We start from the raw sequence: 22,397 nt of genomic DNA, 5'->3' as shown, positions 1-22,397 counted from the left end.
TTCCCATGCCGAACACAGAAGTTAAGCTTCTCTACGCTGATAGTAGTTGGTGGGAAACTGCCTGCGAGGGTAAGAAGCTGCCACGCTCCTAGTAAGTCTCAAGCATATGCTTGGGGCTTTTTGTTTACCTTGATTTAAGGTGGAAGTGGAACGGTGTGGTGTGGATGGCGGGTGCCTGCGCAGCTTTCCTTCTCCGCAGCCATTTTGCTCCGGTGTCGTAAGAGCTTAGTAAGCACAGTGATTCCCAGACGTTAGGGAGGTTCAGCCGTCCTCCGATGTTACTTATCAAGTTGGGCGTGATGCAGGCCAATCTATGGTTACACATACAGCGAAAAGTAATCTGATCAATGGTGATACCCCCACGTCAAGCTTATAAGCTATCACTCATGAATGAAGTAGCATGTCACTGAGAAACAGAACCGTGGCTTGGTTTAGCTCCACATACCTATGTCTGCAGACGTTGATAAGTTGCAGTACGTACAACTACTAGTACCAAAAGAAGTAGCCACCCACCAACTAGATTCAGTCTAGTTAGCTGGTGGCCGTTTGCGGATGGTCTCAGATTAATTGTGCTTCCTAACGGTTGTATGCTGTCAGCAGGATCTTGCCATCAACGTATTCGCCTAAGTAGATGTCACCGAAGCCGCTGTAACCTTTTCGCTGCACCTCTGTTAACAACCAGTTCTCATCCTGCCCGATGATCTCAAGGACATCAGGATTAGCCTTACCATCCGCAATAATCGGGTAGTGCATTGTTTCCGCACCGTTTTCAATTACGGTGAGTTGCCCATTTTGTTCCAGGATGGCTCGTTTAACGCGGGCCAGTTCTGTGATGCCGGCTGCGCGCAGCTTGAACATTAACGTATCCGCGGATAAACCAGCACGAAGGCACGCTGCTACATCAACTTGGCCATTGCGAACAACGGTGATGGGATTGCCGTCAATAATTCGCTTGCCGAGTTTGGTGTGCTCCTTCAGGAATTTGGTGACGAGCACTAATAGCGTCCAGACCACCAGCACTAGGATAAATTGCAACACGGTGACCGCCTCGTTGTAGATGACTCCACCGATGATGCCACCAAGGACAAAGTTCTGGACGGAATCAAGTGCCGAACTGGGCGCAATGTTGGTTTTGCCAAGAATGTTGATCTGCGCTACGAGGCAAATGATTCCGAGCGCCAGTTTTTCAATGACTTCAATGTACATTTGCATGATGTTCTCCTACTTGTGTAACTGAACGTGGTGGTCGACTAGGTGGACATGGTGCAAGACGTAAGATGATGCATCCGTGCTCAAATCAACTCTGTAATAACGGTTGCGAATCCGGAGCACGATCCCGTCACTTAGCTGGGTCGTGTTGGCATACACCTGATTCTTGTCGACATCTTGGTCGTCTGCAACGCTAGCGAGGAACCCGGCCATCTGGGACGTCTGGTTCCGCTGGTTATTGGCTTGTTGGTAATCACTGTATTGCACGCCGCCAACGAATACCAAAACTAGTAGCATGATTAATGCGAGGTCTCGATACTTGGTTTGCATGCGGTGACGCCAATACAAGCTCAAGCCCAGCAGCATTACTAGTAATGCTAAAGCCATGACGGCGTATTTAAGGTAATTGGTCAAGTTGGCCTGATTTTCAACGTAGTGCAGGTTGTAGAAATTCATACCGCTGCTCCTTATCCTGATTTTGCCCTTATTATATCAGCACTCCGCAAATCGCAGTTGTGATGGTGCTAGTTCGGCGGGCGGGGCAGTCATTACTTTGCTATAATAAGTAGTACATTCAGTAAGAACGAAGGAGTGATTACGATGCCACAAACGGCAACAGCGGAAAATTTAGCTGAATTGACCGCCACCGGGACTGTGGTGCTTGACCTGTGGGCGCCTTGGTGTGGTCCCTGCCGGATTCTCAGTCCCATGCTTGAGGAACTGGAAGGCGAGCTTCCCGGGTTAACTGTCATTAAGCAGAACGTCGATGACGATAAGAGTATTGCTGAAAAGTACGGCGTGCAGTCCATCCCGACCATGGTGATTTTCCAGAATGGTAAAGCTGTGGAGAAGGTGCACGGAGCTTATCCCAAGGACAAATTGAAACGTTACTTAACCGGTGTGCTTGCGCGCAACCAGAGTAAATAGTAATCCAGTTGCAGCCAATGCTGCGCTGGATTTTTTAATTGCAATTTTGCGGGTATTGCTGTGGTGTTCTCGCAGTGCGAACGTTAATATTGATGGAGTGACAAATGGGGGTGCAAGAAGTGCGGACTGATCGCAACGAGTTACTGGATACCTGCTTATTAGCGGGGCGAATCCTGATTGAGGGCGGCAGTGAAATGTCGCGGGTTGAAGACACGATGAGTCGCATCATCAGTAACGCGGGGGTCAAGGACGCCGCGCTCTTTACCACGCCTACCGGGATTTTTGCGAGCATTCAAAATCAGCCCTTCCTGCAGCTGCGGGCGATTCAGACGCGGGATATTGATTTGGAAAAAATTGCCCGGGTGAACACCCTGTCGCGGCAATTCGCGGCTAAGGAGATCAACCTCAGCCAGTTTCACCGCGCGCTGATCCACTTGGATGGGCACGTGCCTTACTTCCCCATGTGGTTGCAGATCATCTGTGCGGGCATCGTGTCGGCGCTGCTAATGGTGGTCTTCACGCAGCAGTATGATTTCTTCGACATTCCGCTGGCCGGTTTGACCGGGGCGGTGGGCTTTGTCGTGGCGACTTACATTCGGCGGCTGACCAAAATTAAGTTCATCAGCGAGCTGACGGGTGGGCTGGCGTTGGCTCTATGCGCATTGATTGGTGTGCGCATGGGTCTGGGCCATAATCTCGATAACATTTTGATTGGTGGGGTGATGCCACTGGTACCCGGCGTGGCAATCACCAACTCAATTCGGGACCTGATGTCGGGGCACCTGCTGACGGGCATGGCGCGGGGCATGGAAGCTGTACTCACCGCGTGCGCCATTGGTTTTGGCATCGCGATTATCATTTCACTGTGACGGGAGGTCTGGCCGCGTGAACATCTACTTACAATTACTAATTCAGGCATCCTTTAGTTACCTGAGCACCGTAGCCTTTGCCGTCTGCATCAACGTACCGCGGCGGGGGCTGAACTGCGCCGGACTCTCCGGGATGATCGGCTGGCTGACCTACTGGGCACTGATGCAATTACATCTGTCCGTGATGATCGCGAATCTTGCCGGGGCCTTCCTCATTGGCTTATTCGGGCTGCTGTTTGCCCGCTGGAAGAAGATGCCTGTCATCACCTTCAATATCCCTGGCCTGGTGCCACTGGTTCCAGGTGGGACCGCGTATGAGGCTGTCCGGGCTTTTGCACAAAATCACCAGACGTTGGGCATCGAGTTATCCGTGAAGGTGGCCATGGTGGCGGGCTCCATCGCCGTCGGGTTCATGTTCGCCCAACTGGTTGCCGACTTAACGCGGCCACGCTGGGGTAGCTGGCGGAAGCTTGCCAAAAAGTAGGCGGTTTGCTTAGTGGGTTGGGCTGCGCTATAATGATGTTATGCGATGAGTCGAGTAGTACGGCCATGCGCCGTACAACTTATGCAGCCAGTGCGCATTACCCGCCGGATATGCGGGTTCTGGTGGTCCCTCTGGATTGTGGAGTTCATGGGCCCTCTTACTTCGGTAACTGTGCGCAGAGTAGGTCTATCCAACAGTTTACTGTTGGGTGGGCCTATTTTGTTGTATACAGAGCGGAGCGGGGCGCTTAGAAGCTGAGCATTTGCGTACTCCGGGAGAAATGCCGGGCTTTGGCATTACTTCCGGAGTGTGCAAAGCGCAGGCTTCTGCCCCGCGCAGCTCGACTATGCAACAGAGCGAAGTGAGGCGGTTTGAAGCTGAGGACTAGAGGACTTTGGAGCTAATGCCGGGTCTTAGGCATTAGCTCCAAAGTCAGCTAGCCGCAAGCTTCAGCCTCACGTAGCTCGACTCGACACCGTAAGCTGGAACGTCTGCCCCGCGCAGCTCGACCATATAACAGAGCGGAGTCACCCGGGTTGCTCCTGAGCATCAAGGTGACTTAGGTTTTGACGAGTGCTCTTCTCGTCAAGGCCTAAGTCATTTTGAGCGGAAGGAGCAGGGTGACGCAGCTCGACTCGACACCGTAAGATGAAACATTTCCCCCCGCTCAACCAAACAGCAAATTCCACAGCACCCGTTATTTTATCCAACATTTTTAGTTATCACACAATAATTATTTCTCCTGATAGGACTAAAGCCTGATTACAAACCCGCTAGCACTTGCTAAATTAAGATTGTGCTTGAACGTCAGACTTGGCTTGCAAGCTGCGGCCGGCGGTGCGCCGGCCCGTGGCGTTTTTTAATACCACGCGTCAAAAAGTTTAGGGGGTGCGACCATGGGCTTTCTGGTAACAGTGGCAGCAATTATTTTAATCATCTTGCTTGGGCTCGACACCCCCACCAGTTGGCGGTAGCTAGATTAGTCGGGCGTGCAGCAGAAGAGGAGGAACAAAATGAACGAAATGTTAACCGTGAAGAACTTACATAAGTCCTTCGGCGCAAAACACGTGCTCAACGACGTCAGCTTCACCGTTCAGCGCGGACACATTGTGGCCTTAGTGGGGCCAAACGGGGCCGGCAAGAGTACCATTATGAAGCTGATTTTGGGCTTGATTCCCAGCGATGGTGGAGAACTGAAGGTGGACGGTATTGACGTGTCCATCACCAGCCACCAAGAACTCGCTAAAGTCGGGGCGCTCATTGAGTATCCCGGGATTTACCCCTTCCTGACCGGGAAGCAGCACCTGGAGCTTTTTGCCACGGGTGCTGATAAGGAAAAGGATATCGACAAGGTCGTTGCCGCCCTGCAAATGGGTAGCTACATCAACGCCAAGGCTAAGGGTTACTCCTTGGGGATGAAGCAAAAGCTGGGCATCGCGCAGGCACTCCTGAACAATCCGGAACTGGTGATCCTGGACGAACCAATGAATGGGCTCGATCCGCAGGCGGTTAAGGGCCTGCGGGATGTTATTACTAACTTGGCCGCGCAAGGTACGACTTTCCTGATTTCCAGTCATATTTTGAGCGAACTCGAGAAGCTGGCGGATGACGTCCTGATTCTCAACCAAGGGAAGATTGCCGAACACAAGACCATGCACGACCTGACCCACAGCGCCGTTAGTGTCTTTGTGATTCACACCGACAACGATGTTGAGGGCCAGCACGTGCTCGCTGCGGCGGGGCTGATTGCGGAACTGGACCACGGCCTGCGGATTCAGCAAAACAGTGAGAACAACCTCGATGACGCGTTGCGGGCGCTGATTGCGGATGACATCCACATTCGGGCCGTTCAGCAGGTTGACCACGATCTCGAGAGTTCCTTCCTCGACCTGATCAACAGTGAAGCAAGGGGGGCAAAGCAAGATGATAACGCTAATTAAACAGGAATTATACAAGCTGCTGCACAAGAACGGGACCTACATCGGCCTCGCCTGCATTTTCTGTTTCCAGATTGCCCTGGCGATTCTATCTAAGGTTTACCCTGGTTTCATGTCTGCCGACGCCGCATTCGGCACCGGCTTTGCGGGTTCATCCATCGCCGTCTTTGTAATGATTGCGGCAACTGCTAGCATCATCGCCATGGAGTTCCAGTACGGGACGGTTCGCCAGTTGCTGTACCGGAAGTACTACCGGAGTCAAGTGTTCATCAGCAAAATCATTGTGGTGATTTTGCACGCATTGGTTCTGTATGTATTGCAGTTTGTGATGGCACTGCTGCTCAAGTTCGCACTCTTCCCGAGCATCGACCTGGGTGCCAGCGCGGGGCATGGACGCACGGTGCTGAGCGCACTGGCAATCAGCAATGTTGCCGACTTTATCAGCTTGTTGCTGCTTTTGAGCGTGGTGCTGCTGCTGTCGACCTTGTTCAAGTCTAACGCCGCCGCGATTACCAGCGGTTACATTGGCTACTTCGTGATGTCCATGGCTTCCAGCTTACTGATGCTGCTGATCTCCCACTGGGAATGGGTCAAGTGGAACCCATTCACCATGATGTTGCTCGGCAACCAGATTTTGAACCCGACAATGTCTAGCGTGACCCACTTAAGCACACCAATTATGTTCTGGGGTTCCATCGCGTACACCGTGGTCTTCTCATTCCTCGCGTACGCACTGTTCCGTAAGCGTTCTGTCTAGTCACTGCTGCAAGGGAACCATAATACCGGAGGAGAACGGGTTATGATGGGGCAAAAGGTTACGTTTCTGAGCGCGTTTGGCTTGTTTTTCAAGAACTACTTCAATTTTCGCGGGCGGAGTGGCCGGCGGGAGTTCTGGTACATGGCGCTCTGGGACGCCTTGTACATGATTGTCTTGGTGGTACTGGCGTTACTGTTGTTTAGTGCGCGGGCCATCCAGGCGGGGACGGGTGTCGCGGGGCCAATCTTCTACTTCTTGATGGGCCTGTTCCTCGTCATGATCCTCGTCGCGTTCGCGGTCGTGATTCCGAGCGTTAGTTTAGCGGTGCGCCGTTACCGGGATGCCGGTATCAGCCCTTACTGGCTCATCTTGACGATGCTACTGCCATCCGTACTGCAGGATGCCGATCATTGGGGTCTTGGTCCCATTGGCGATTTTCTGGTCATCGTGGCTGGAATTCTGACCATCGTGCACTTGGTGATTGCGGCGCAAAAAACGGTCCCGTTCAACAGCAAAATGCGTGGCGGCTGGCCGCGCTAGTGTTATCCTGAACTTGAGGTGATACGATGCGCTTAACAGATGAACAGGTGGCTGCCATTCCCCAGCTGTCGCCACGTGCCCTGCAAATACTGGGCCTGATTTTGTGGCGGGATGAACCGGATTGCGAAATCGAAATTGCCCGCAGCGACTTTTACGTGCGCCTGCATTACCATGCGGACAACGGTAACATGATGCAGATTCAGCAAGAGGTTGGTGCTGCCGTGCGGGAATTGCAGCGCGGCGGCTGGCCGCGACTGAACATCCGCGTTGGTGATAACGACCGCGGCGAGACGGAGCAGTTGTTTACAATTTCATATTAAGCAAATTTATGAAAAGAGTCGGTGCGTTGCAATTGCACCGGCTCTTTTTCATGTTCGTTCGTGGGTGGCGGTAGCGCTACCAACGTGATACGATGGGACTTAGAACGATTGTCACAAATACCTTTAAAGGAGAAATAATTATGAGCAAAAGCCTAGCAAAGTACATCGATCACACCCAGTTGCAGCCCGATGCAACCCGCATGGACATCATTAAGTTGTTAGTTGAGGCGCAGCAGTACGATTTTGCATCTGTCTGTGTTAACCCGTATTGGGTCAGCCTCGCTGCGGAAGAGCTGCGCAATAGTGATGTGAACGTCTGCACCGTGATCGGCTTCCCGCTGGGGGCGACGACCACGGCGGCCAAGGTTGCTGAAGCAAACGCGGCGCTGGCAGATGGCGCTGTTGAGCTGGACATGGTGATTAATATCGGTGCGCTGCGCTCGGGTGATTACCCAGTCGTCCAACGGGATATTGCCGCGGTTGCGGCGGCCGTCCACGCGCAGGGGGCCTTGCTGAAGGTGATCATTGAGGCGGCACTACTGACGGACGAGGAGAAAGTGACGGCCTGCCAGCTCAGCGAGGCTGGTGAGGCGGACTTCGTGAAGACGAGCACCGGCTTTGCCAAGGGTGGTGCGACCGTCCACGATGTTGCGCTCATGAAGAAGACGGTCGGCAACCGCCTGCAGGTCAAGGCCGCGGGTGGGATCCACAGCTACCGCGATGCCGAAGAATTGATTGCAGCTGGAGCCGACCGGTTGGGAGTCAGTGCGGGCGTTAAAATTATGGAAGAGAGCGGCTTTAAGCTTCACAAAGCGAAGTGAGGCGGTTAGCAGCTGAGCATTAACGTACTCCTGGACAAATGCCGGGTCTTAGGCATTTATCCAGGAGTGTGTTAAGCGCAAGCTGCTGCCTCACGTAGCTCGACTATAAACAAAGCGAAGTGATGCGGTTAACCGCAAGCTGGTACGGGGAGTAGCTCGACTCGACACCGCACGTTAACCAGTTTCTAAATGCAACTACCACCACTGCTGTCAATAAAGGAGTACATCATGACAAAAAACAATCCACATTTTGCACGGATTTTCGCCATCGTCACCGATTCAGCCGGAATTGGGGCCGCACCCGACGCTGCCAAGTATGACGACGTTGGCGCCGACACCTACGGCCACATCAGTGACTTCAAGGGTCCGGACTGGCAGCTACCTAATCTGCTCAAACTTGGTCTGGGCAACATTCGCGCCGACAGTCCGATGTCCGGGCTGAAGCCTGTCGCTAAGCCGCTCGGAGCATATGGCAAAATGCAGGAGATTTCCGCCGGGAAGGATTCCATGGACGGCCACTGGGAAATGATGGGCCTGCCGGTAATGGAACCACTCGGCTTCTTCCCGAATGGCTTCCCGCAGGAGCTGCTTGACCAAATCACCGCCTTTTCCGGCCGCAAGTGTATCGTCAACAAGCCCTACTCCGGCACGCAGGTCATCCACGACTACGGGGATGAGCAGCTCAAGACTGGCGACCTGATTGTGTACACGTCTGGCGATTCGGTGCTGCAGATTGCCGCCAACGTGGACGTGATTCCACTGGAGGAGTTGCGCCGGATCTGTGCGTACGCCCGCAGCATCACCATCTCCGCGCCGTACCACATCGGGCGGGTGATTCAGCGGCCCTACACCTACATTGATAAGGACCACTTCACCCGCACGAGCGACCGGCACGACTACACATTATTGCCGAACGCGCCGACCGATCTCGACCGCCTGCAGCGCGCCGGGGTGCCGACGTACGGGATTGGCAAAATCAACGACATCTTCTCCGGTCAGGGCCTGGACGACGGCGTGCACACCGTCAGTAACCACGACGGCATGGAGCAAACCATCGCCGCCGTTAAGTCGGACCGAACGGGTTTTATCTTCACGAACCTCGTTGATTTTGACGCAATGTACGGCCACCGCCGGAACGCTGAGGGTTATGCCCAGGCGCTCAGCGAGTTTGACGAGCAGCTAGGAGAATTGTTACCTGAGTTGCGGCCAGACGACCTGTTGCTGATCACTTCTGACCACGGCAACGACCCAACCTTTAAGGGTACCGACCACACGCGGGAATTCGTCCCACTATTGGCTTACAGCCCGTCAATGAGCGGCGACGTCAACTTGGGGATCCGGAAACCATTCAGCGACCTGGGTGCCACCATTTGTGAAAACTTCGGCGTGATTTCCGGCAAGTACGGCAGTTCATTCTTGGATCAGTTGGTGTAGTTGGCGAACGCAACGAGAAGCTAAGGAGGAGAGACGATGAGCATTCATATTGACGCCCCGGCCGGTTCCATCGCGCAGACGGTGCTGTTGCCGGGCGACCCGTTGCGGGCCAAGTACATGGCGGAGCACTTCTTGACCGACGTGACACAGTACAATAGTGTACGCGATGCATTCGGCTACACCGGTACGTACGACGGCAAGCGCTTGTCCGTGCAGGCAACGGGGATGGGGATTCCGTCCATTGCCATTTACGCCACCGAACTGATGCGGGATTACGGCGTGCAAAATCTGATTCGGACCGGGACTTGCGGCGGCATGGATAACGACGTGCAGTTGCGCGACATCGTGCTCGCCCAGGCAGCCAGCACGGACTCGTCCATTATTGCCAACACCTTTGGTCCGGGCATGTATTTTGCCCCCACGGCGGATTACAAGCTGCTGCGGACGGCCGCAGACCTGGCAGAGCACGCCGGTTTGCACACCGTGGTCGGTAATGTGCTGGGGGAGGACCGCTTCTACAACGATGAGATGGACCGCCAGAAGTTGGTTGATTACGGCGTGAAGGCTACGGAGATGGAAACACCCGGCTTGTATTTACTCGCGGCAAAATTCCACCGGCGTGCATTAGCCATCATGACGGTGTCTGACCACTTGCAGCGGGATGAGCATCTGTCCGCGGCCGACCGGCAGACAACGCTGGACGAAATGATCAAGCTGGCGTTTGATACGGCGGCACGGGTGACGGAGTAGTTCAACAAAATTAATGCAAATAAAGAGCGCCACCAGTCAATTTTGGCTGGTGGCGTTCTTTGCGTATGTGGATTTCAATAAATTAGGTTAACTTGACCGCGGTCATGTTGCTTGCGCGGGACCGCCGCTACAATTGATTTTGTAATTAGTTAAGCAGCTACTCGATTCGCGGCGTTGAGCTTAGTTGGTAACAGGTGTTTGTCGTGACTGACTAGGCTTTTGCTTTCCGTACCGCTGCCGCGATATCGACCGGCGTGCCGGCCTTCATCAGGTCGTGGTACTCGCCGGTGGCCGTGAACAGCAGGTCGGACGCCGAGTTGACCGCGGTCTCGACGGAATCTTGAATCACGCCGATGATGAAGCCAATCCCGACGACCTGCATGGCGATGTCATTGCTGATGCCGAAGAGGCTGGCAGCCATGGGGATGATAAGCAGCGAGCCACCCGCAATGCCGGACACACCGGTCGACGCGAGTGCAGTCAGGAAGCACAGCAGCAGTGCCAGCGGGAAGGACACGTGAATGCCCAGCGTGAAGCAGGTGGCAAGGGTCATGATGGAGATGGTTATTGCCGCGCCCCCAGAGTTGGCGGAACCGCCAAGGGGAATGGAGACGGCGTAGGATTTTTCATTTAAACCGAGCTTTTTGCACGCGCCCAAGTTAATCGGGATGTTTACGGCGCCGCTGCGGGTGAAGAAGGCGGGGATGCCGGACTCCTTTAGCGTCCACAAGACCAGTGGGAAGGGGTTCTGGTGCGTCATCAGCGCAACCATCGCCGCGTAGACCACCAGGTAAACGAAGGCCATGGTGCCGACGAGCAAAAGGACCAGCTGCCCGTAGCGCGCCACGCCGGCGAAACCAGTTTTGCTGATGGTGTCAAAAAGCAGGCCGACGATTCCCAGCGGGGCGAACTCGATGACGAAGGCCGCCGCCTTGCCGATTGCGTTCGTGAAGTCGGTCAGCACCTGCTTCGTGCCGGCGTGGGCGTGGCGCAGGGCGAACCCGAGTACCAGCGCCCAGAAGAGGATTGAGAGGTAGTTCCCCTGCGTGATTGCTTGCAGGGGGTTGCTGACGGCGTTGACTAGCAGGTCGTTCAAAACGCTACCGAGGTCTTTAGGGGCACTATTGCTAACCTTGACCGCCTGCGGAAAGACAAGGTGGATGCGGAAGATGAAACTTGCGCAAACCGCTGCAACCGCGGAGAGGAAGGTCCCACTAATGTAGAGCAGGATTACCGACCCGAAATGGGTGTCACTGCCGCCCTCATATTTAGAAATGGCGTTCATAATTAAAAAGAAGACCAGTAGGGGCGCAATGCCCTTCAGTGCGCCGACGAAGAGCTGGCCGAAGATGCCTATGAAGCTCCAGGAGGGAACAAGTACCCCAAGAATGGTGCCGACGATCAGGCCCATGATGATTCTGCCGATTAAACTGATACTGCGCATGCGTGCGTACATTGTTCGTTCCTCCTTTTGCTCAAAATGTGATGTAATGCTTGAAAATTAGATTCCTTTAATTGTACGGGAAACGGGCGGCAAACTCCAGTATAATTCGCCGTGAAAGCTGGTAATTGTTATTGAAAATCGGCAAAATTGCATTATATTATTAGACCAATCTCAGCTTAAAAACGAGACGGCGTTATTTCATGCAAATTAGTCGGCAGGAACAACCACCCGCACGACTTTTGCGCCAATTTTGTTGAAGTGTCGCCGATTGCATAAATTCAATTTACTGAAAAAGGCGCCTGCTATAGAATAGATAACGTTGATAATTTTATGGTGGACCAGATTACTCGCTGCGGCGAGGGTCCACCTAGCGATTCATACGCGTCATTAATTAAAAGTATTCAGATTAACATGGAGGAAATGGAGCAGACATGCAAAACTTCAATAAACATCATGGCTGGGGCCTGATTGCATGGGTTGTCGTACTGGTACTGTCGTTCGTCTTGATGCCGAATGTCAGTCAGCTTGTTCGTGATTACGGGCAAACTAAGATTCCCAGCAACGCCCAGAGTCAAGTTGCCGACGTTATTCAAAAGGATTGGGGCCGCGGTCAGGGGAATACCCGCCAGGCTGTAATCGTTTTCAGTAATGGTGACAAGAAACTGACCTCAAGTCAGAAACACGCGATTGACGACACGGTCAGTCGCTTTAAACACCACGAAGACCGCTACCACGTCAAGGACGTCATGGCGCCCAACGACAACGCCGCAACCAAGGCGCAGTTAATTTCAAAGGACAAGACCACGGAGCTCATGCAGCTGCAGGTCTCCAAGTCCGAACAGGTCAAAACGATGACCAAGCAGCTCACCGCGGGGGCCAAGACGCATGGCGTTAAGACCTACGTGACGAGTGGTGAGATCCTGAACGAGGATTTTGTTGAATCAACTGAAAAGGGGATTCAAAAGACCGAGCTCATCGCGGCCATCTTTATCTTCATCGTGCTGATCCTAGTGTTCCGCTCCCCAGTTGTGCCCGTGGTATCACTGCTGACCGTGGGTGTGGCGGTTGTCACCTCGATGAGTGTCATCATGAATCTGGTCAAGCATGCCGGCTTCCCGCTGTCATCCTTCACCGAAGTGTTCTTGGTCGTGGTCCTGTTTGGGATTGGGACTGACTACAACATCCTGCTTTATGATCAATTTAAAGAGGAACTCAGTTCTGGGTTAGGCGCTATTGAGGCCACGAACAAGGCGCGGAAGATCGCCGGCCGGACCATTTTGTACAGTGGCCTGTCCGTGCTGATCGGGTTCTCCGTTCTCGGTTTGGCTAAGTTCTCCATTTACCAGTCCGCCGTTGGGGTTGCGGTCGGGGTCGCAGTGCTACTTTTGGTACTGCTCACACTGAACCCATTCTTCATGTCCGTTCTGGGCAAGCGGATCTTCTGGCCAACCAAGAACTTCAATGGTGGGTCCCGGAGCCGCATGTGGAACTTCCTGGCCAAGAATTCCGTTGCGCAGCCATTCATCGCGCTCGGCATCATCATCTTGCTGGCGATTCCGTCATTCATGACCTACAGCAACCACCTGAACTACGATAGTACCGTTGAACTGGGCGACCACGTTCCGGCTAAGGTCGGCTTCCGCGTCGTGCAGGACCACTTCTCCAAGGGGACTGCCGAGCCAGCAACGGTTTACATTCAGAGCAATCACAAGCTTAACAATGAAGAGAACCTGAAAGTCATCGATCAGGTCACCAAGAAGCTGCAGAGCGAAAAGGGCGTCAAGACCGTTGCCTCCGTTACGGAGCCAGCCGGTTCTGCCGTCAAGCCGCTCTACGTTAACAAGCAACTCGGCACCGTCACTACGGGAATGGGCACGGCCGGTGCTGGTCTTGCCAAAATCAACAAGGGCCTGAACCAGGCGACCGACAAGCTGGCTAGCACCGACATGGCCAGCGGCTTGAATGGTGTGCAGACAATGATTGCCGGCACCAACGAACTGCTGACCGGTAGCTCCGCGTTGACGACCGGCACGCAAAAGTTGGCGCAGGGTTCAAGTGTGCTGACCAGTGGCGTCGGTACGCTGAATAATGGCTTGCAGACATTGTCCAGCAAGTCCGGCCAGGTTAACGCTGGCGTCAACCAGCTGAGCAGCCAGAGCGCGCAGCTGCCGCTCGCCATCGCTGGTCTGAGTGCTTACAACACGCAGATTAACGCCGGTGTCCAGCAGATCAACTCCGCCCTCGCCGCTAACTCCGGCACGCTGAACTCCCTCGCTGCCCAGCAGCAGAAGCTCAGCAGCCTGACGCAGCAGGCCGCGGTCATGAAGCAGCAGGTTGCCCAGGCTAAGCAGATGTTGCCGCAGATGCAGCAGATGCTGGGCTTGCTCCAAAACCTGGAAGCTAGTGAGAGCCAGATCAGTGCTTTGCAGACCCAGGCACAGAGCCTGACGAAGCTTGAAGGGACGCTAAAGACGGCGCTCACGCAAGTTGGGGCAAACACGCAGCGGTCCGCGGCATCTGAACAGCAGATTATTGTGTCAGCAAGCAAGATTGCCCAGGATCCAAACGCGTCCCAGGCTGACCGGACTGCGGCTAACGAGATCATTACCACCGCAACCGCTAACCTGAAGAACAACATCCAGCCAAACGGCACCATTTTGACCGGCGTTCAGAGTCAGCTTTCTACCATGAAGACTCCAGACACCAGCGCCCTGAACAAGATGGTGGCCCAGTTGCCATCTCAGGCTGAAGTTAAGAAGCTGACGACCGAACTGGCAGGCATGGAAAAGATGATCAACTCTGCCGACCAGCTGCTGAACTCCACCAGTGATCTTAGTGGCGCAATGAAGCAGCTGAGCGGGATGAGTGGCCAAATGAACCAGCTAACTAACGGTTTGGCTCAACTTCAGACGGCATCCGCCTCAGCTGCTGGCATCGCCAACCAGCTGAACGCCAAGGTCAACGGTAGCGGTGTCAACACCACCAACGCTTCTACCATCGCCAGCACCATCGGCAACTCCACTCTGAACGGCCAGCTCCAGCAGCTGTCCAGCGGCCTTACCGCATACACCAGTGGCGTGCAGCAGGCTGCTAGTGGTAGCGGTCAGCTCGTTTCCGGTAGTCAACAGCTCACTGCTGGTCTGACGACCGTTGCGGCCCAGACACCACAACTGACGACCGGCCTCCAGCAAGAAGCAGATGGTCAAAAGACCATGTACAGCACTTTGCAAGGCACTGTCGACCAGATGAAGACATTGCAGTCTGGTCTGACAACCGCCGGCAACGGTGTGGGTAAGATCAACAAGGGTGTTGCGAGTGCATCATCCTACCTGAGCGGCCTGCAAGATTCTGCCGCTGCCCAGTCCTACTATGTACCAAAGCAAATTTTGAAGACCAAGGATTACAAGACGGCGGTCAAGACCTACATGTCAGCTGATCACAAGACGACCAAGCTGACGGTGGTTCTTAGCACCGACCCCGCATCCGCAACTTCAATGAAGCGGGTCGACAACATGCAAGGCGATGTTCAGAACGCGCTTAAGGGCACGCCACTGAAGAACGCTAAGGTCGCTATCGGTGGCCAGACTGCATCGACCAGTGATACCCAGCACATTGCAAGCAGTGACTTTGTCCGGACGGCAGCCATCATGATCATCGGGATCCTCCTGGCGCTCATGGTCGTTACCCGCTCAATTCTCCAGCCACTGTACATCATCGCAACGCTGGTCCTGGCCTACGTTGCCTCCCTCAGCTTGACTCGCTTGGTAAGTGGTTTGGTTCTCGGCCAGCACATGCTGACTTGGAACACTCCATTCTTCAGCTTCGTCATGCTGATTGCACTGGGTGTTGACTACAGTATCTTCCTCATGATGAAATACCGTGAATTCGGTGTTCAAAATCCTGACCCGAAGAAGCGTATTGTCGCAGCCAGTGGGGTTATCGGGGCGGTCGTTCTGTCCGCCGCGGTTATCCTGAGCGGGACCTTCGCGGCGCTGATGCCATCCGGCGTGCTGACCCTGATCCAGGTTGCCCTGGCCGTTATCATCGGTCTGATCATCCTAGTATTCATCATTCCGGTCATCCTACCTGGGCTGATCAGCCTGACGTACGGTGAACGTGGTGAAAACGGCAAGCACAGCAAGGAAGCAAAGAAGTCTGAGAAGTAAGGCGTACTAAAAGAGCTAGGGCAGCACTCCTGAATGGGAGTGCTACCCTAGTTTTTTTACGTTTAGTATCAAAATTGCTGCAGATAGCGGCCGGGCGGTGGGGGTAGCTACCCCCACCGCCCTACGTAGATATTCGTAGTTAACTCTGTAAATGTTGGTGAGTCAACACATCCTGGTAGCAGTGTTTTTTGGCTACCATTAGCGGCGCCGGTAGTGCCGGCTACCGTAGATAAACCAGAGCAAACCGACGCAAGCGCCACCGATGTGCAAAACGGTCGAACCTGGCATTGCCGTGGGGCCGATGGGGAGCAGGACGATGACCGCATAGACGAACGCCGCCACGTTCCACCAGCGGGACAACTGGCGGCGCGGGAAGTTTAGTGGTAACAGGACCACCGCGCTGGCCACGATGACGCCGGCAATGGCAATGGAGGAACCGAGGTCATAGGTAGCGGTGTAGAGTTCCACCCAGTGGCCACCGCGCGTGCTGGCGAGGAGAGCGAAGAGGTAACAGGCCAGCAGGTTACCACCGATGCCGGCGCTCAGGTAGATTAAGGTGTAACGCAGGTGGCCGTAAAAATGTTCCGCGACTGGACCGATGATGAGTAGGGTAAACATGTTGAGGGCGAGGTGCTCCCAAGAGGCGTGTAGCCAAAATGCCGTTAGCAGTGGTAGCCAGTGACCGTGCAGAACGGCGGCGGGTAGGCTCGCTAAAGTGGTCGTCGGCAGTAAACCCGCCGATGTGGCCAGGAAGAGCAGGCAATTGCTAATGACGATAACGATGGTGACGTAAGTGGTTTTGATAAAACTGGATGCTTGCTTGGCCACGGGTTTCCTCCTTCCGCAAAGGGGTTTGGGGCAACAACAGATTATTGATTGATACCTATAATTATATCTGCTTGCCGGGTGCAAACCTAATTATGGCTCGTGGAACATTCGCGCTTAACCGGTGGTGGTGGGCCGCGGAAGCATGATACGATAGTACGCATGTTATTAATTTCGAGGAGGCTACGTAATGGCTAAACAATTCGGACGGGTACATCCAATAACGACTGAAGAACGTGCAAGTGGTTCGTGGGACATGTTTGCGACCTGGATCGGTGCGAACGCCAACAACGGCACTTGGTACATCGGCGGGGTGATTGCCGCAGCGGGGATGGCCACGGCCTCAACCACGCTGATTGTTTGCGGCATCTTGTCCTACATTTTGCTCGCGCTGGCTAGTTATATAGGCTACAAGACTGGCCTGCCCGCAATGGCGCTCACCCGGCCGTCTTTTGGCCTGCGCGGGTCCTTTATCCCGTCGGTCATCAACGTGGTGCAGTTCATCGGTTGGGCGGCTGCGAACACCTTCATTGCCGCCATTTCCATCTCGGTGATTCTGAAGGACATTCTGGGTTGGCCCGCGTACGGTACGCCGGGTGGTAATCGCGGCCTGATTGTGGGCATCGGCGTGATGTCACTGTTACACTTGGCCTCAATCTCACTTGGGGAACGCTCCGTGCGCATGATCGAACGGGTCGGCATTGTGCTCGTTATGCTCTTTGTAATCTGGGAATCAGTTGTGGTGTTCCAAAATGTTTCGCTGCACGCGATTCTAGCGTGGCGGCCGGCCCACCGCCTGGCGATGACCCCCGGCGCGGCAATTGACGTGCTAGCCGCATTTAACCTTGCCTGGGTAACGGCCGCGGCGGATTTTTCCCGCTTCAGCAAGACTAAGCGCGCGGCAACGACCCATTCCTTCTTGGGCGCCAACCTCGGTCTGTTCTGGTTTGCCTTCATCGGCTTGACCGCCACGATTGCGACGGCAATCACCAGCGGGCAGTTTGATCCGAACGATTCCGACCCGTCGACGATTGCGTCCAAGCTCGGTTTGGGCGTGCTGGCACTGCTGGTCATCGTGATCACGAGTACGACCGCTAATGCTGTTAACCTAATGGCGGCGGGGTCAGCAGTCACGAATATGTTTCACAAGTTGAAGCTGACCCCGGCACTGTGGCTGGTCACGCTGGTCGCAACGGGTGTGTCCTTCCTGCCACTACTGTTCAGCACCTTTTTGAGTGCGTTCACCGCCTTTCTGGACATGATTGGCATGTTTTTGGGCCCGGAAATTGCGATTTTTCTGGTGGATTACTACTTCATTCACCGGCGGCATTACGAGGTTACCCAGTTTACGGCGGTCGGTGGCGATTATTGGTACGCAGGTGGTTGGAACTGGCGCGCCATCTGTGCGTGGGCGGTCGGCATCGCGCTGTACTTCGGCTTGCGCCACGTAACAATCATTGCCACTACGGTCGGTGCCACCTTTGTTGCGATGGCCGGGACCGCGCTGCTGTATTATTTATTAGCCCGCCGCCCTGTCGCAAAATAGTTTCTAAAACCAACTAAATAGTCCCACCAGACTGAAAGCGAATGTCTGGTGGGACTATTTTTAAGTTATGCGGCTTTAATTGATTAATCCGGCAACACGCTGCAGAATTTCCCGGGCAATGTCATCCTTGCTGGCGGTGGCCAGTTTCTCGGGTTGGCCGTTCTTGAACAGAAGGGTCACACGGTTGTTGTCCGCGTTGAAGCCGACATCGTTACCACTGACGTCATTAGCGACGAGCATGTCGACATTTTTGCTGGTTAACTTCTTGATTGCATTGGGTAAAACGTCGTCGGTTTCAGCCGCGAAACCGATTAAGAACTGGCCGGGCCGTTTGCTTGCACCCAGACCGGCCAAAATGTCGGGATTCTGCACTAAGTCTAAGTGCAATTGGTTGCTGGCACTTTGTTTCTTGATTTTGCTGCTGGCAGTTGTTTGCGGCCGGAAATCAGCGACGGCGGCGGCCATGATGGTAACGTCAGCCCGCGGGAATTCCGTGTCGACGGCAAATTGCATCTGCTCGGCTGAAGTTACCGGCACGAGTTTGATGTCTTGGTGTAGCGGCCGCTGCACGGTGCTGACCAAAGTGACTTTGGCACCAAGCGCAAAGGCGGCTTGGGCCAGCGCGTAGCCCATTTTGCCGGATGACTTGTTGCCGATGTAGCGAACCGGATCGATGTCTTCACGGGTACCGCCAGCGGTAATAAGGACGCGTTTACCGCTCAGGGGCAGCGTTGAGTGCTCCTGAATGTAGCTTTCGATGTGCTCAACGATGGCCTCTGGTTCAACGAACCGGCCGCTGCCTGTGTAACCCTCGGCTAAAAAGCCGTGGGCAGCATCAATCACGTGGGCACCGTCTGCATGCAACTGCTCGAGGTTCCGCTGCGTTGCCGCGTTGTGCAACATGTGACTGTTCATCGCTGGCGCGACGAACAGGGGGGCACTGGTGGCGAGCAGGGTGCTGCTTGCGGCATCGTGCGCACTACCAGAGACCATCGTTGCGATAATGTCGGCGGTCGCCGGTGCAACCACCGCGATATCCGTCCAATCAGCGATGTGGATATGCTTGATGGGGTTGCCTGCGGTCGGGGCGAACAGGTCAGTCAAAACTGGGCGTGTGCTCAGGGTCTGGAAAGTCAGCGGGGTCACGAACTCGGCGGCCGCTTTGGTCATCACGACCTGCACCTGGGCGCCAGCCTTAATGAACAGGCGGGTGAGCAGGGCGGCTTTGTAGGCGGCGATGCTGCCAGTAACATAAAGTGCGATGTGCTTATCTTTTAATAATTGCATTATTTTTTGGCAAGAAACCTCTGGCTTTGGTCAGAGGAGGTAAGCCATTACTGGCTTATCTTAGTTGGCCTTTTTGCTTGGGCGTCTCGCCTTTCCCCTTTCCGTTCTCTGATTTTGAATGTAATTGGCGACGCTTTTTTTGACACATCGCAAAGCGTCTCCGTGTAGTAGCTGGGCAACCATAGGCGTCCGCCCCAAAGGAGTTGCTTTGTTTCCGGGTGGGCGACAAACCAAGTCCGTGCTGACGCATCGTTTGGAATCTTGACCACGTTCACCGTAACATACTTCTGTTTGAAATTGAGCAGTAGGTGTATATGGTCCAGCATCACTCTGCCTGCTAAATGATAATTTCGTTGTCGTTAGTAGGTGTGCTCAGAATTTCAAGCATATCTGGACAAACTTAGATGTAGTAAAAACCGCACAGCGTTATTTTGTTAGCCAAGCCAGATGATAAGAAAAACCGCAAGCATAGTTCTTCTTATTAATGTAATTATCATTTGCCATGAATTCTCTGGTAAAGCTATTGAAATAGTGTGGTTTATATTGCCCACACTATACTGTGGCAAGTATAATGTAGGGGTAAGGAGGTGAAACCAAATGGCTAAGAAAATGGCAAATTTGAACTATTACTTCGGTATTAAAATGCGCCTGTTTCCGTCTTCTGCACAAAGGCAAATCATCGACAACAACATCAATGCCAGTCGTTTCGCTTACAACGAAATGGTTGCAATCGACAAGGAACTATACTCGCTTCATCAGGTTAAAGTTCCCATCGCTATTGTTCAGGACCGCATCGCCTACTTACAACGCCGCAAGAACAATACCCAAATGCTGTTTGCTATCCATCCCTGGTTAGCTGGCACTGACATCAGGACTGACGTTGTTGACCAAGCTCGCCGGGCATATCAGAACGCATGGAGAATGTTCCGACAGGTACATCGTTCAGGGGTGCCGGTCTTTCACCGTAAACGTGACAATGGCAGTTACCAGTTACCAACTCGTTACACTAAAACCGAAGTTGGACTCGCAAATGGATCAAATCGTTTTCTCGACAAAAGGCACCTTATCCTCAGCGGCCTTGGCAAAATTCGTGTTTCCGGCTCGCAGAAACGCTTATTCAGCCATGCGGATAGTATCCGTGTTGGCACAATCACAATTCGTTGTGACGCCACTGGACGGTATTTTTTGTCCATGATGCTGGGCTCTGATACGCCATTCGTGCATACCGCTAAACCCGCTCAAGCGGCGGTGGGCATCGATTTGAACATCGACAATTTCTTGACTGACTCAAACGGTAACGTTATCCCCAATCCCCATTACTACCGCGTCATCAAAGGCCAGCTGGCAAAACAACAGCGTATTCTCGCTCGGCGGCGCTTACGGGCCAAGAAGGAACACCGTTCACTCAGAACAGCTCGCAATTATCAAAAGCAACGAATAATGGTGGCAAACATTCAGTGCAAAGTGGCGAACCGCCGCAAAAACTTTCTGCATCTCGTCTCGACAGCACTTATCAAGAACCACGATATGGTTGTCGCAGAGGAGCTGCGTAGTCAGAACATGTTGCGGAATCACGCATTGGCAATGAGCATTGCAGACGTTGGCTGGCGAACTTTCTTAGGTATGCTGGCGTATAAAGCCGAGTTATATGACTGCCAGTTTGTAACTGTCAATCCGCGAAACACCACGCAAACGTGTAGTGACTGCGGTTTCGTAATGGCTGGTGACCAGAAGCTCACGTTGACTGACCGGGAATGGACGTGCCCGCAGTGTGGAGCCTTCCACATTCGTGATCACAATGCCGCGAAAAACATTTTGGCTAAAGGATTAGCTCTCAATTAACAAAACAGTCCGTCTGGCCCTTCGGCGTCCGCCGGAACTAAGGCGCTAAAGCACCAAGTCCGTCTGGCAACCTGCGGACTCTAAAGGCTTTGGTAATTAGCACGTAAGACCTGCTTGCGGGCAATCGCTGTATCTAAGCAAATTGTAGTCGTGTCGTCGTTAGGCGATGCGCTTACAAGTCCCCGGTATTAGCCGGAGGTGGTTGACTAGCTGTTCATCAGGAAGTCGAGGACGTTCATCCCAGAACTAGTCTGGGCCTTGTACAGTTCAGTGTAGCCGCATCTTTCACAACTGATCGTGATGAAGCGTTTGTTCTGAATGTTGGTGAGCTTGGCAAAAGTCCCACCGGTGGCCTGAAACTGGTCCTGGGTGTAGCTTTGATTACCGCACTTGGGGCAAACGTATTGTTTGTTATCCATGATTGTTCTCCTTTACTGATCAGGCTTGCGACGGCACAAGAATTAATGGTCGTCCCAAGTTAGCGTCTTGTTAACTCGATTATACCTTCCGCTCGCAACAAACGACAGCGCATTTACCTTTTTTGCAAAATGGACATGTGGTGGCAAGAAGTGGGAACCGATTGTTATTTTGTGATTACAAACGATAGTCCCGAGTCTAACACCACCTTGTATTCGATAATCATCTCAAGGGAATCTGAACGATTGGCAACGGACTTTGGAGGGCGGTGGGTGTCTCTTCCGGAACGGAGCTGGTGGCAGTGACCATGCTGAAAACATAATTGATGGGAGTAGCTTTGCTACACCCATCAATTATCGGGGAGAACGAAGAGACCGTGAAGGAGCGAAGCGACACGGGCTCGTAGTTTAGGCGGAAGATTTGAGGCGGTTTTTGGTCAAATCTGCAGCCGACCCCAGCATGCCTGTCTGTCACTGCCGACAGTGAAGCCATTGCTCTTATCGCTTTAGCGGTTAGAGCAAATGGACACCGTAGCGAAGCGTAGGGTGGGAGGAAGAGACACCCACTGCCCGGCCTTCACGCATCAAAAAGTGGCCCGACAATTAAGTCAGACCACCAAAATCCTATTCAAATACCGGCAGCGTGTGCAGCAACTCGGCTGCGGGATCGGCCGCAATTCCCGCTGTGATCTCCGCCAGCCGCGTATCACTAATCGCTTTGGTCAAGAAGTAGCAGTTGCAATCCTTGGAGTGCAATAGAAAAGTTGGACAGTTATCAGATTATTTTCCGCTGTGCCCTGTAATGTATTCCACAGGGGTCATT

20 protein-coding genes and 1 rRNA gene are annotated in these 22,397 nt (G+C 53.6%); 14 read left to right on the top strand and 7 right to left on the bottom strand.

All coding sequences use genetic code 11. The annotated features are described in order from the left end of the window. Positions 1 to 86 (top strand): 5S ribosomal RNA (rrf, locus tag GN107_RS10830); the annotation flags it as partial. Positions 87 to 576: 490 nt separating this feature from the next. Here the strand turns inward: rrf and GN107_RS10825 are convergent. Next, positions 577 to 1,212 carry a DUF421 domain-containing protein gene (locus GN107_RS10825; RefSeq protein ID WP_155287876.1) on the bottom strand — a complete coding sequence of 212 codons (636 nt, stop codon included), beginning with the start codon at positions 1,210 to 1,212 and terminating at the stop codon, positions 577 to 579. 9 nt (positions 1,213 to 1,221) lie between these two features. Beyond that, positions 1,222 to 1,665 carry a DUF3290 domain-containing protein gene (locus tag GN107_RS10820; protein ID WP_155287875.1) on the bottom strand — a complete coding sequence of 148 codons (444 nt, stop codon included), beginning with the start codon at positions 1,663 to 1,665 and terminating at the stop codon, positions 1,222 to 1,224. Between the two features lie 144 nt (positions 1,666 to 1,809). Between GN107_RS10820 and trxA the strand changes: the two genes are divergently transcribed. The 10 genes from trxA to deoD all read left to right on the top strand — a co-directional run bounded on the left by trxA (position 1,810) and on the right by deoD (position 10,048). Then, positions 1,810 to 2,136, top strand: a complete 327-nt coding sequence (trxA, locus tag GN107_RS10815; RefSeq protein WP_155287874.1) for a thioredoxin — start codon at positions 1,810 to 1,812, stop codon at positions 2,134 to 2,136. A gap of 104 nt (positions 2,137 to 2,240) precedes the next feature. Further along, positions 2,241 to 3,005 carry a threonine/serine exporter family protein gene (locus GN107_RS10810; RefSeq protein ID WP_155287873.1) on the top strand — a complete coding sequence of 255 codons (765 nt, stop codon included), beginning with the start codon at positions 2,241 to 2,243 and terminating at the stop codon, positions 3,003 to 3,005. A gap of 16 nt (positions 3,006 to 3,021) precedes the next feature. Next, on the top strand, positions 3,022 to 3,489 hold the full coding sequence (locus GN107_RS10805; RefSeq protein WP_196246337.1) for a threonine/serine exporter family protein: 468 nt from the start codon (positions 3,022 to 3,024) through the stop codon (positions 3,487 to 3,489). A gap of 1,013 nt (positions 3,490 to 4,502) precedes the next feature. Continuing rightward, positions 4,503 to 5,429, top strand: a complete 927-nt coding sequence (locus GN107_RS10800) for an ABC transporter ATP-binding protein (RefSeq protein WP_155287872.1) — start codon at positions 4,503 to 4,505, stop codon at positions 5,427 to 5,429. Further along, the gene (locus GN107_RS10795) at positions 5,413 to 6,183 is read left to right on the top strand and encodes a DUF2705 family protein (RefSeq protein WP_155287871.1); all 771 of its coding nucleotides are present in this window, start codon (positions 5,413 to 5,415) and stop codon (positions 6,181 to 6,183) included. The genes GN107_RS10800 and GN107_RS10795 overlap by 17 nt, the downstream gene beginning before the upstream one ends. Positions 6,184 to 6,225: 42 nt before the next feature. Beyond that, positions 6,226 to 6,723 (top strand): DUF805 domain-containing protein, encoded by a 498-nt coding sequence (locus GN107_RS10790; RefSeq protein WP_155287870.1) that lies wholly within the window; start codon positions 6,226 to 6,228, stop codon positions 6,721 to 6,723. Between the two features lie 26 nt (positions 6,724 to 6,749). Next, positions 6,750 to 7,043, top strand: coding sequence for a hypothetical protein (locus GN107_RS10785; protein WP_155287869.1), 294 nt, complete (start codon positions 6,750 to 6,752; stop codon positions 7,041 to 7,043). A 140-nt stretch (positions 7,044 to 7,183) separates the two neighbouring features. Next, positions 7,184 to 7,864 (top strand): deoxyribose-phosphate aldolase, encoded by a 681-nt coding sequence (gene deoC, locus GN107_RS10780; RefSeq protein ID WP_155287868.1) that lies wholly within the window; start codon positions 7,184 to 7,186, stop codon positions 7,862 to 7,864. A gap of 228 nt (positions 7,865 to 8,092) precedes the next feature. Continuing rightward, positions 8,093 to 9,298: a phosphopentomutase gene (locus GN107_RS10775; protein WP_155287867.1), complete on the top strand. Its 1,206-nt coding sequence runs from the start codon at positions 8,093 to 8,095 to the stop codon at positions 9,296 to 9,298. A gap of 36 nt (positions 9,299 to 9,334) precedes the next feature. Further along, the gene (gene deoD, locus GN107_RS10770; protein ID WP_155287866.1) at positions 9,335 to 10,048 is read left to right on the top strand and encodes a purine-nucleoside phosphorylase; all 714 of its coding nucleotides are present in this window, start codon (positions 9,335 to 9,337) and stop codon (positions 10,046 to 10,048) included. 211 nt (positions 10,049 to 10,259) lie between these two features. On the opposite strand, the gene sstT is transcribed toward deoD, so the two are convergent. Next, positions 10,260 to 11,504 (bottom strand): serine/threonine transporter SstT, encoded by a 1,245-nt coding sequence (sstT, locus tag GN107_RS10765; RefSeq protein ID WP_155287865.1) that lies wholly within the window; start codon positions 11,502 to 11,504, stop codon positions 10,260 to 10,262. Between the two features lie 419 nt (positions 11,505 to 11,923). On the opposite strand from sstT, the gene GN107_RS10760 reads away from it, so the two are divergent. Then, on the top strand, positions 11,924 to 15,658 hold the full coding sequence (locus GN107_RS10760) for an MMPL family transporter (protein ID WP_155287864.1): 3,735 nt from the start codon (positions 11,924 to 11,926) through the stop codon (positions 15,656 to 15,658). Positions 15,659 to 15,856: 198 nt separating this feature from the next. Here the strand turns inward: GN107_RS10760 and GN107_RS10755 are convergent, their stop codons facing one another. Further along, positions 15,857 to 16,486, bottom strand: a complete 630-nt coding sequence (locus GN107_RS10755) for a rhomboid family intramembrane serine protease (protein ID WP_196246336.1) — start codon at positions 16,484 to 16,486, stop codon at positions 15,857 to 15,859. Between the two features lie 187 nt (positions 16,487 to 16,673). On the opposite strand from GN107_RS10755, the gene GN107_RS10750 reads away from it, so the two are divergent. Beyond that, positions 16,674 to 18,029, top strand: a complete 1,356-nt coding sequence (locus GN107_RS10750; RefSeq protein WP_155287862.1) for a cytosine permease — start codon at positions 16,674 to 16,676, stop codon at positions 18,027 to 18,029. A gap of 75 nt (positions 18,030 to 18,104) precedes the next feature. Here GN107_RS10750 and coaBC read toward each other — a convergent pair whose 3' ends face one another. Beyond that, on the bottom strand, positions 18,105 to 19,316 hold the full coding sequence (gene coaBC / locus GN107_RS10745) for a bifunctional phosphopantothenoylcysteine decarboxylase/phosphopantothenate--cysteine ligase CoaBC (protein WP_155287861.1): 1,212 nt from the start codon (positions 19,314 to 19,316) through the stop codon (positions 18,105 to 18,107). Positions 19,317 to 19,363: 47 nt separating this feature from the next. Then, on the bottom strand, positions 19,364 to 19,642 hold the full coding sequence (locus GN107_RS11505) for a transposase (RefSeq protein ID WP_155287860.1): 279 nt from the start codon (positions 19,640 to 19,642) through the stop codon (positions 19,364 to 19,366). 271 nt (positions 19,643 to 19,913) lie between these two features. Here GN107_RS11505 and GN107_RS10735 point away from each other — a divergent pair, with 271 nt between their 5' ends. After that, entirely contained in the window at positions 19,914 to 21,158 is a 1,245-nt protein-coding gene (locus tag GN107_RS10735; RefSeq protein WP_155287859.1) for an RNA-guided endonuclease InsQ/TnpB family protein, read from the top strand. A 206-nt stretch (positions 21,159 to 21,364) separates the two neighbouring features. Here GN107_RS10735 and GN107_RS10730 read toward each other — a convergent pair whose 3' ends face one another. Continuing rightward, a complete protein-coding gene (locus tag GN107_RS10730) occupies positions 21,365 to 21,577 on the bottom strand; it encodes a zinc ribbon domain-containing protein (protein WP_155287858.1) in 213 nt (70 codons plus the stop codon). Positions 21,578 to 22,397 lie beyond the last annotated feature (820 nt).

Source organism: Lacticaseibacillus zhaodongensis, assembly GCF_009687905.1.
GTDB lineage: Bacteria > Bacillota > Bacilli > Lactobacillales > Lactobacillaceae > Lacticaseibacillus > Lacticaseibacillus zhaodongensis.
Note: the sequence above shows the minus strand (reverse complement) of the source record. Positions and strands in the feature narration are given on the sequence as shown.

What these genes read in the sequence shown, in the direction of transcription:
- GN107_RS10795 (WP_155287871.1), top strand. Translation starts at nt 5,413, where the DNA reads ATGATAACGCTAATTAAACAGGAATTATACAAGCTGCTGCACAAGAAC.
- GN107_RS10790 (WP_155287870.1), top strand. Translation starts at nt 6,226, where the DNA reads ATGATGGGGCAAAAGGTTACGTTTCTGAGCGCGTTTGGCTTGTTTTTC.
- coaBC (WP_155287861.1), bottom strand. Translation starts at nt 19,316, where the DNA reads ATGCAATTATTAAAAGATAAGCACATCGCACTTTATGTTACTGGCAGC.
- deoC (WP_155287868.1), top strand. Translation starts at nt 7,184, where the DNA reads ATGAGCAAAAGCCTAGCAAAGTACATCGATCACACCCAGTTGCAGCCC.
- GN107_RS10760 (WP_155287864.1), top strand. Translation starts at nt 11,924, where the DNA reads ATGCAAAACTTCAATAAACATCATGGCTGGGGCCTGATTGCATGGGTT.
- GN107_RS10750 (WP_155287862.1), top strand. Translation starts at nt 16,674, where the DNA reads ATGGCTAAACAATTCGGACGGGTACATCCAATAACGACTGAAGAACGT.
- GN107_RS10810 (WP_155287873.1), top strand. Translation starts at nt 2,241, where the DNA reads ATGGGGGTGCAAGAAGTGCGGACTGATCGCAACGAGTTACTGGATACC.
- trxA (WP_155287874.1), top strand. Translation starts at nt 1,810, where the DNA reads ATGCCACAAACGGCAACAGCGGAAAATTTAGCTGAATTGACCGCCACC.
- GN107_RS10735 (WP_155287859.1), top strand. Translation starts at nt 19,914, where the DNA reads ATGGCTAAGAAAATGGCAAATTTGAACTATTACTTCGGTATTAAAATG.
- deoD (WP_155287866.1), top strand. Translation starts at nt 9,335, where the DNA reads ATGAGCATTCATATTGACGCCCCGGCCGGTTCCATCGCGCAGACGGTG.
- GN107_RS10825 (WP_155287876.1), bottom strand. Translation starts at nt 1,212, where the DNA reads ATGCAAATGTACATTGAAGTCATTGAAAAACTGGCGCTCGGAATCATT.
- GN107_RS10730 (WP_155287858.1), bottom strand. Translation starts at nt 21,577, where the DNA reads ATGGATAACAAACAATACGTTTGCCCCAAGTGCGGTAATCAAAGCTAC.
- sstT (WP_155287865.1), bottom strand. Translation starts at nt 11,504, where the DNA reads ATGTACGCACGCATGCGCAGTATCAGTTTAATCGGCAGAATCATCATG.
- GN107_RS10775 (WP_155287867.1), top strand. Translation starts at nt 8,093, where the DNA reads ATGACAAAAAACAATCCACATTTTGCACGGATTTTCGCCATCGTCACC.
- GN107_RS10820 (WP_155287875.1), bottom strand. Translation starts at nt 1,665, where the DNA reads ATGAATTTCTACAACCTGCACTACGTTGAAAATCAGGCCAACTTGACC.
- GN107_RS10800 (WP_155287872.1), top strand. Translation starts at nt 4,503, where the DNA reads ATGAACGAAATGTTAACCGTGAAGAACTTACATAAGTCCTTCGGCGCA.
- GN107_RS11505 (WP_155287860.1), bottom strand. Translation starts at nt 19,642, where the DNA reads ATGCTGGACCATATACACCTACTGCTCAATTTCAAACAGAAGTATGTT.
- GN107_RS10785 (WP_155287869.1), top strand. Translation starts at nt 6,750, where the DNA reads ATGCGCTTAACAGATGAACAGGTGGCTGCCATTCCCCAGCTGTCGCCA.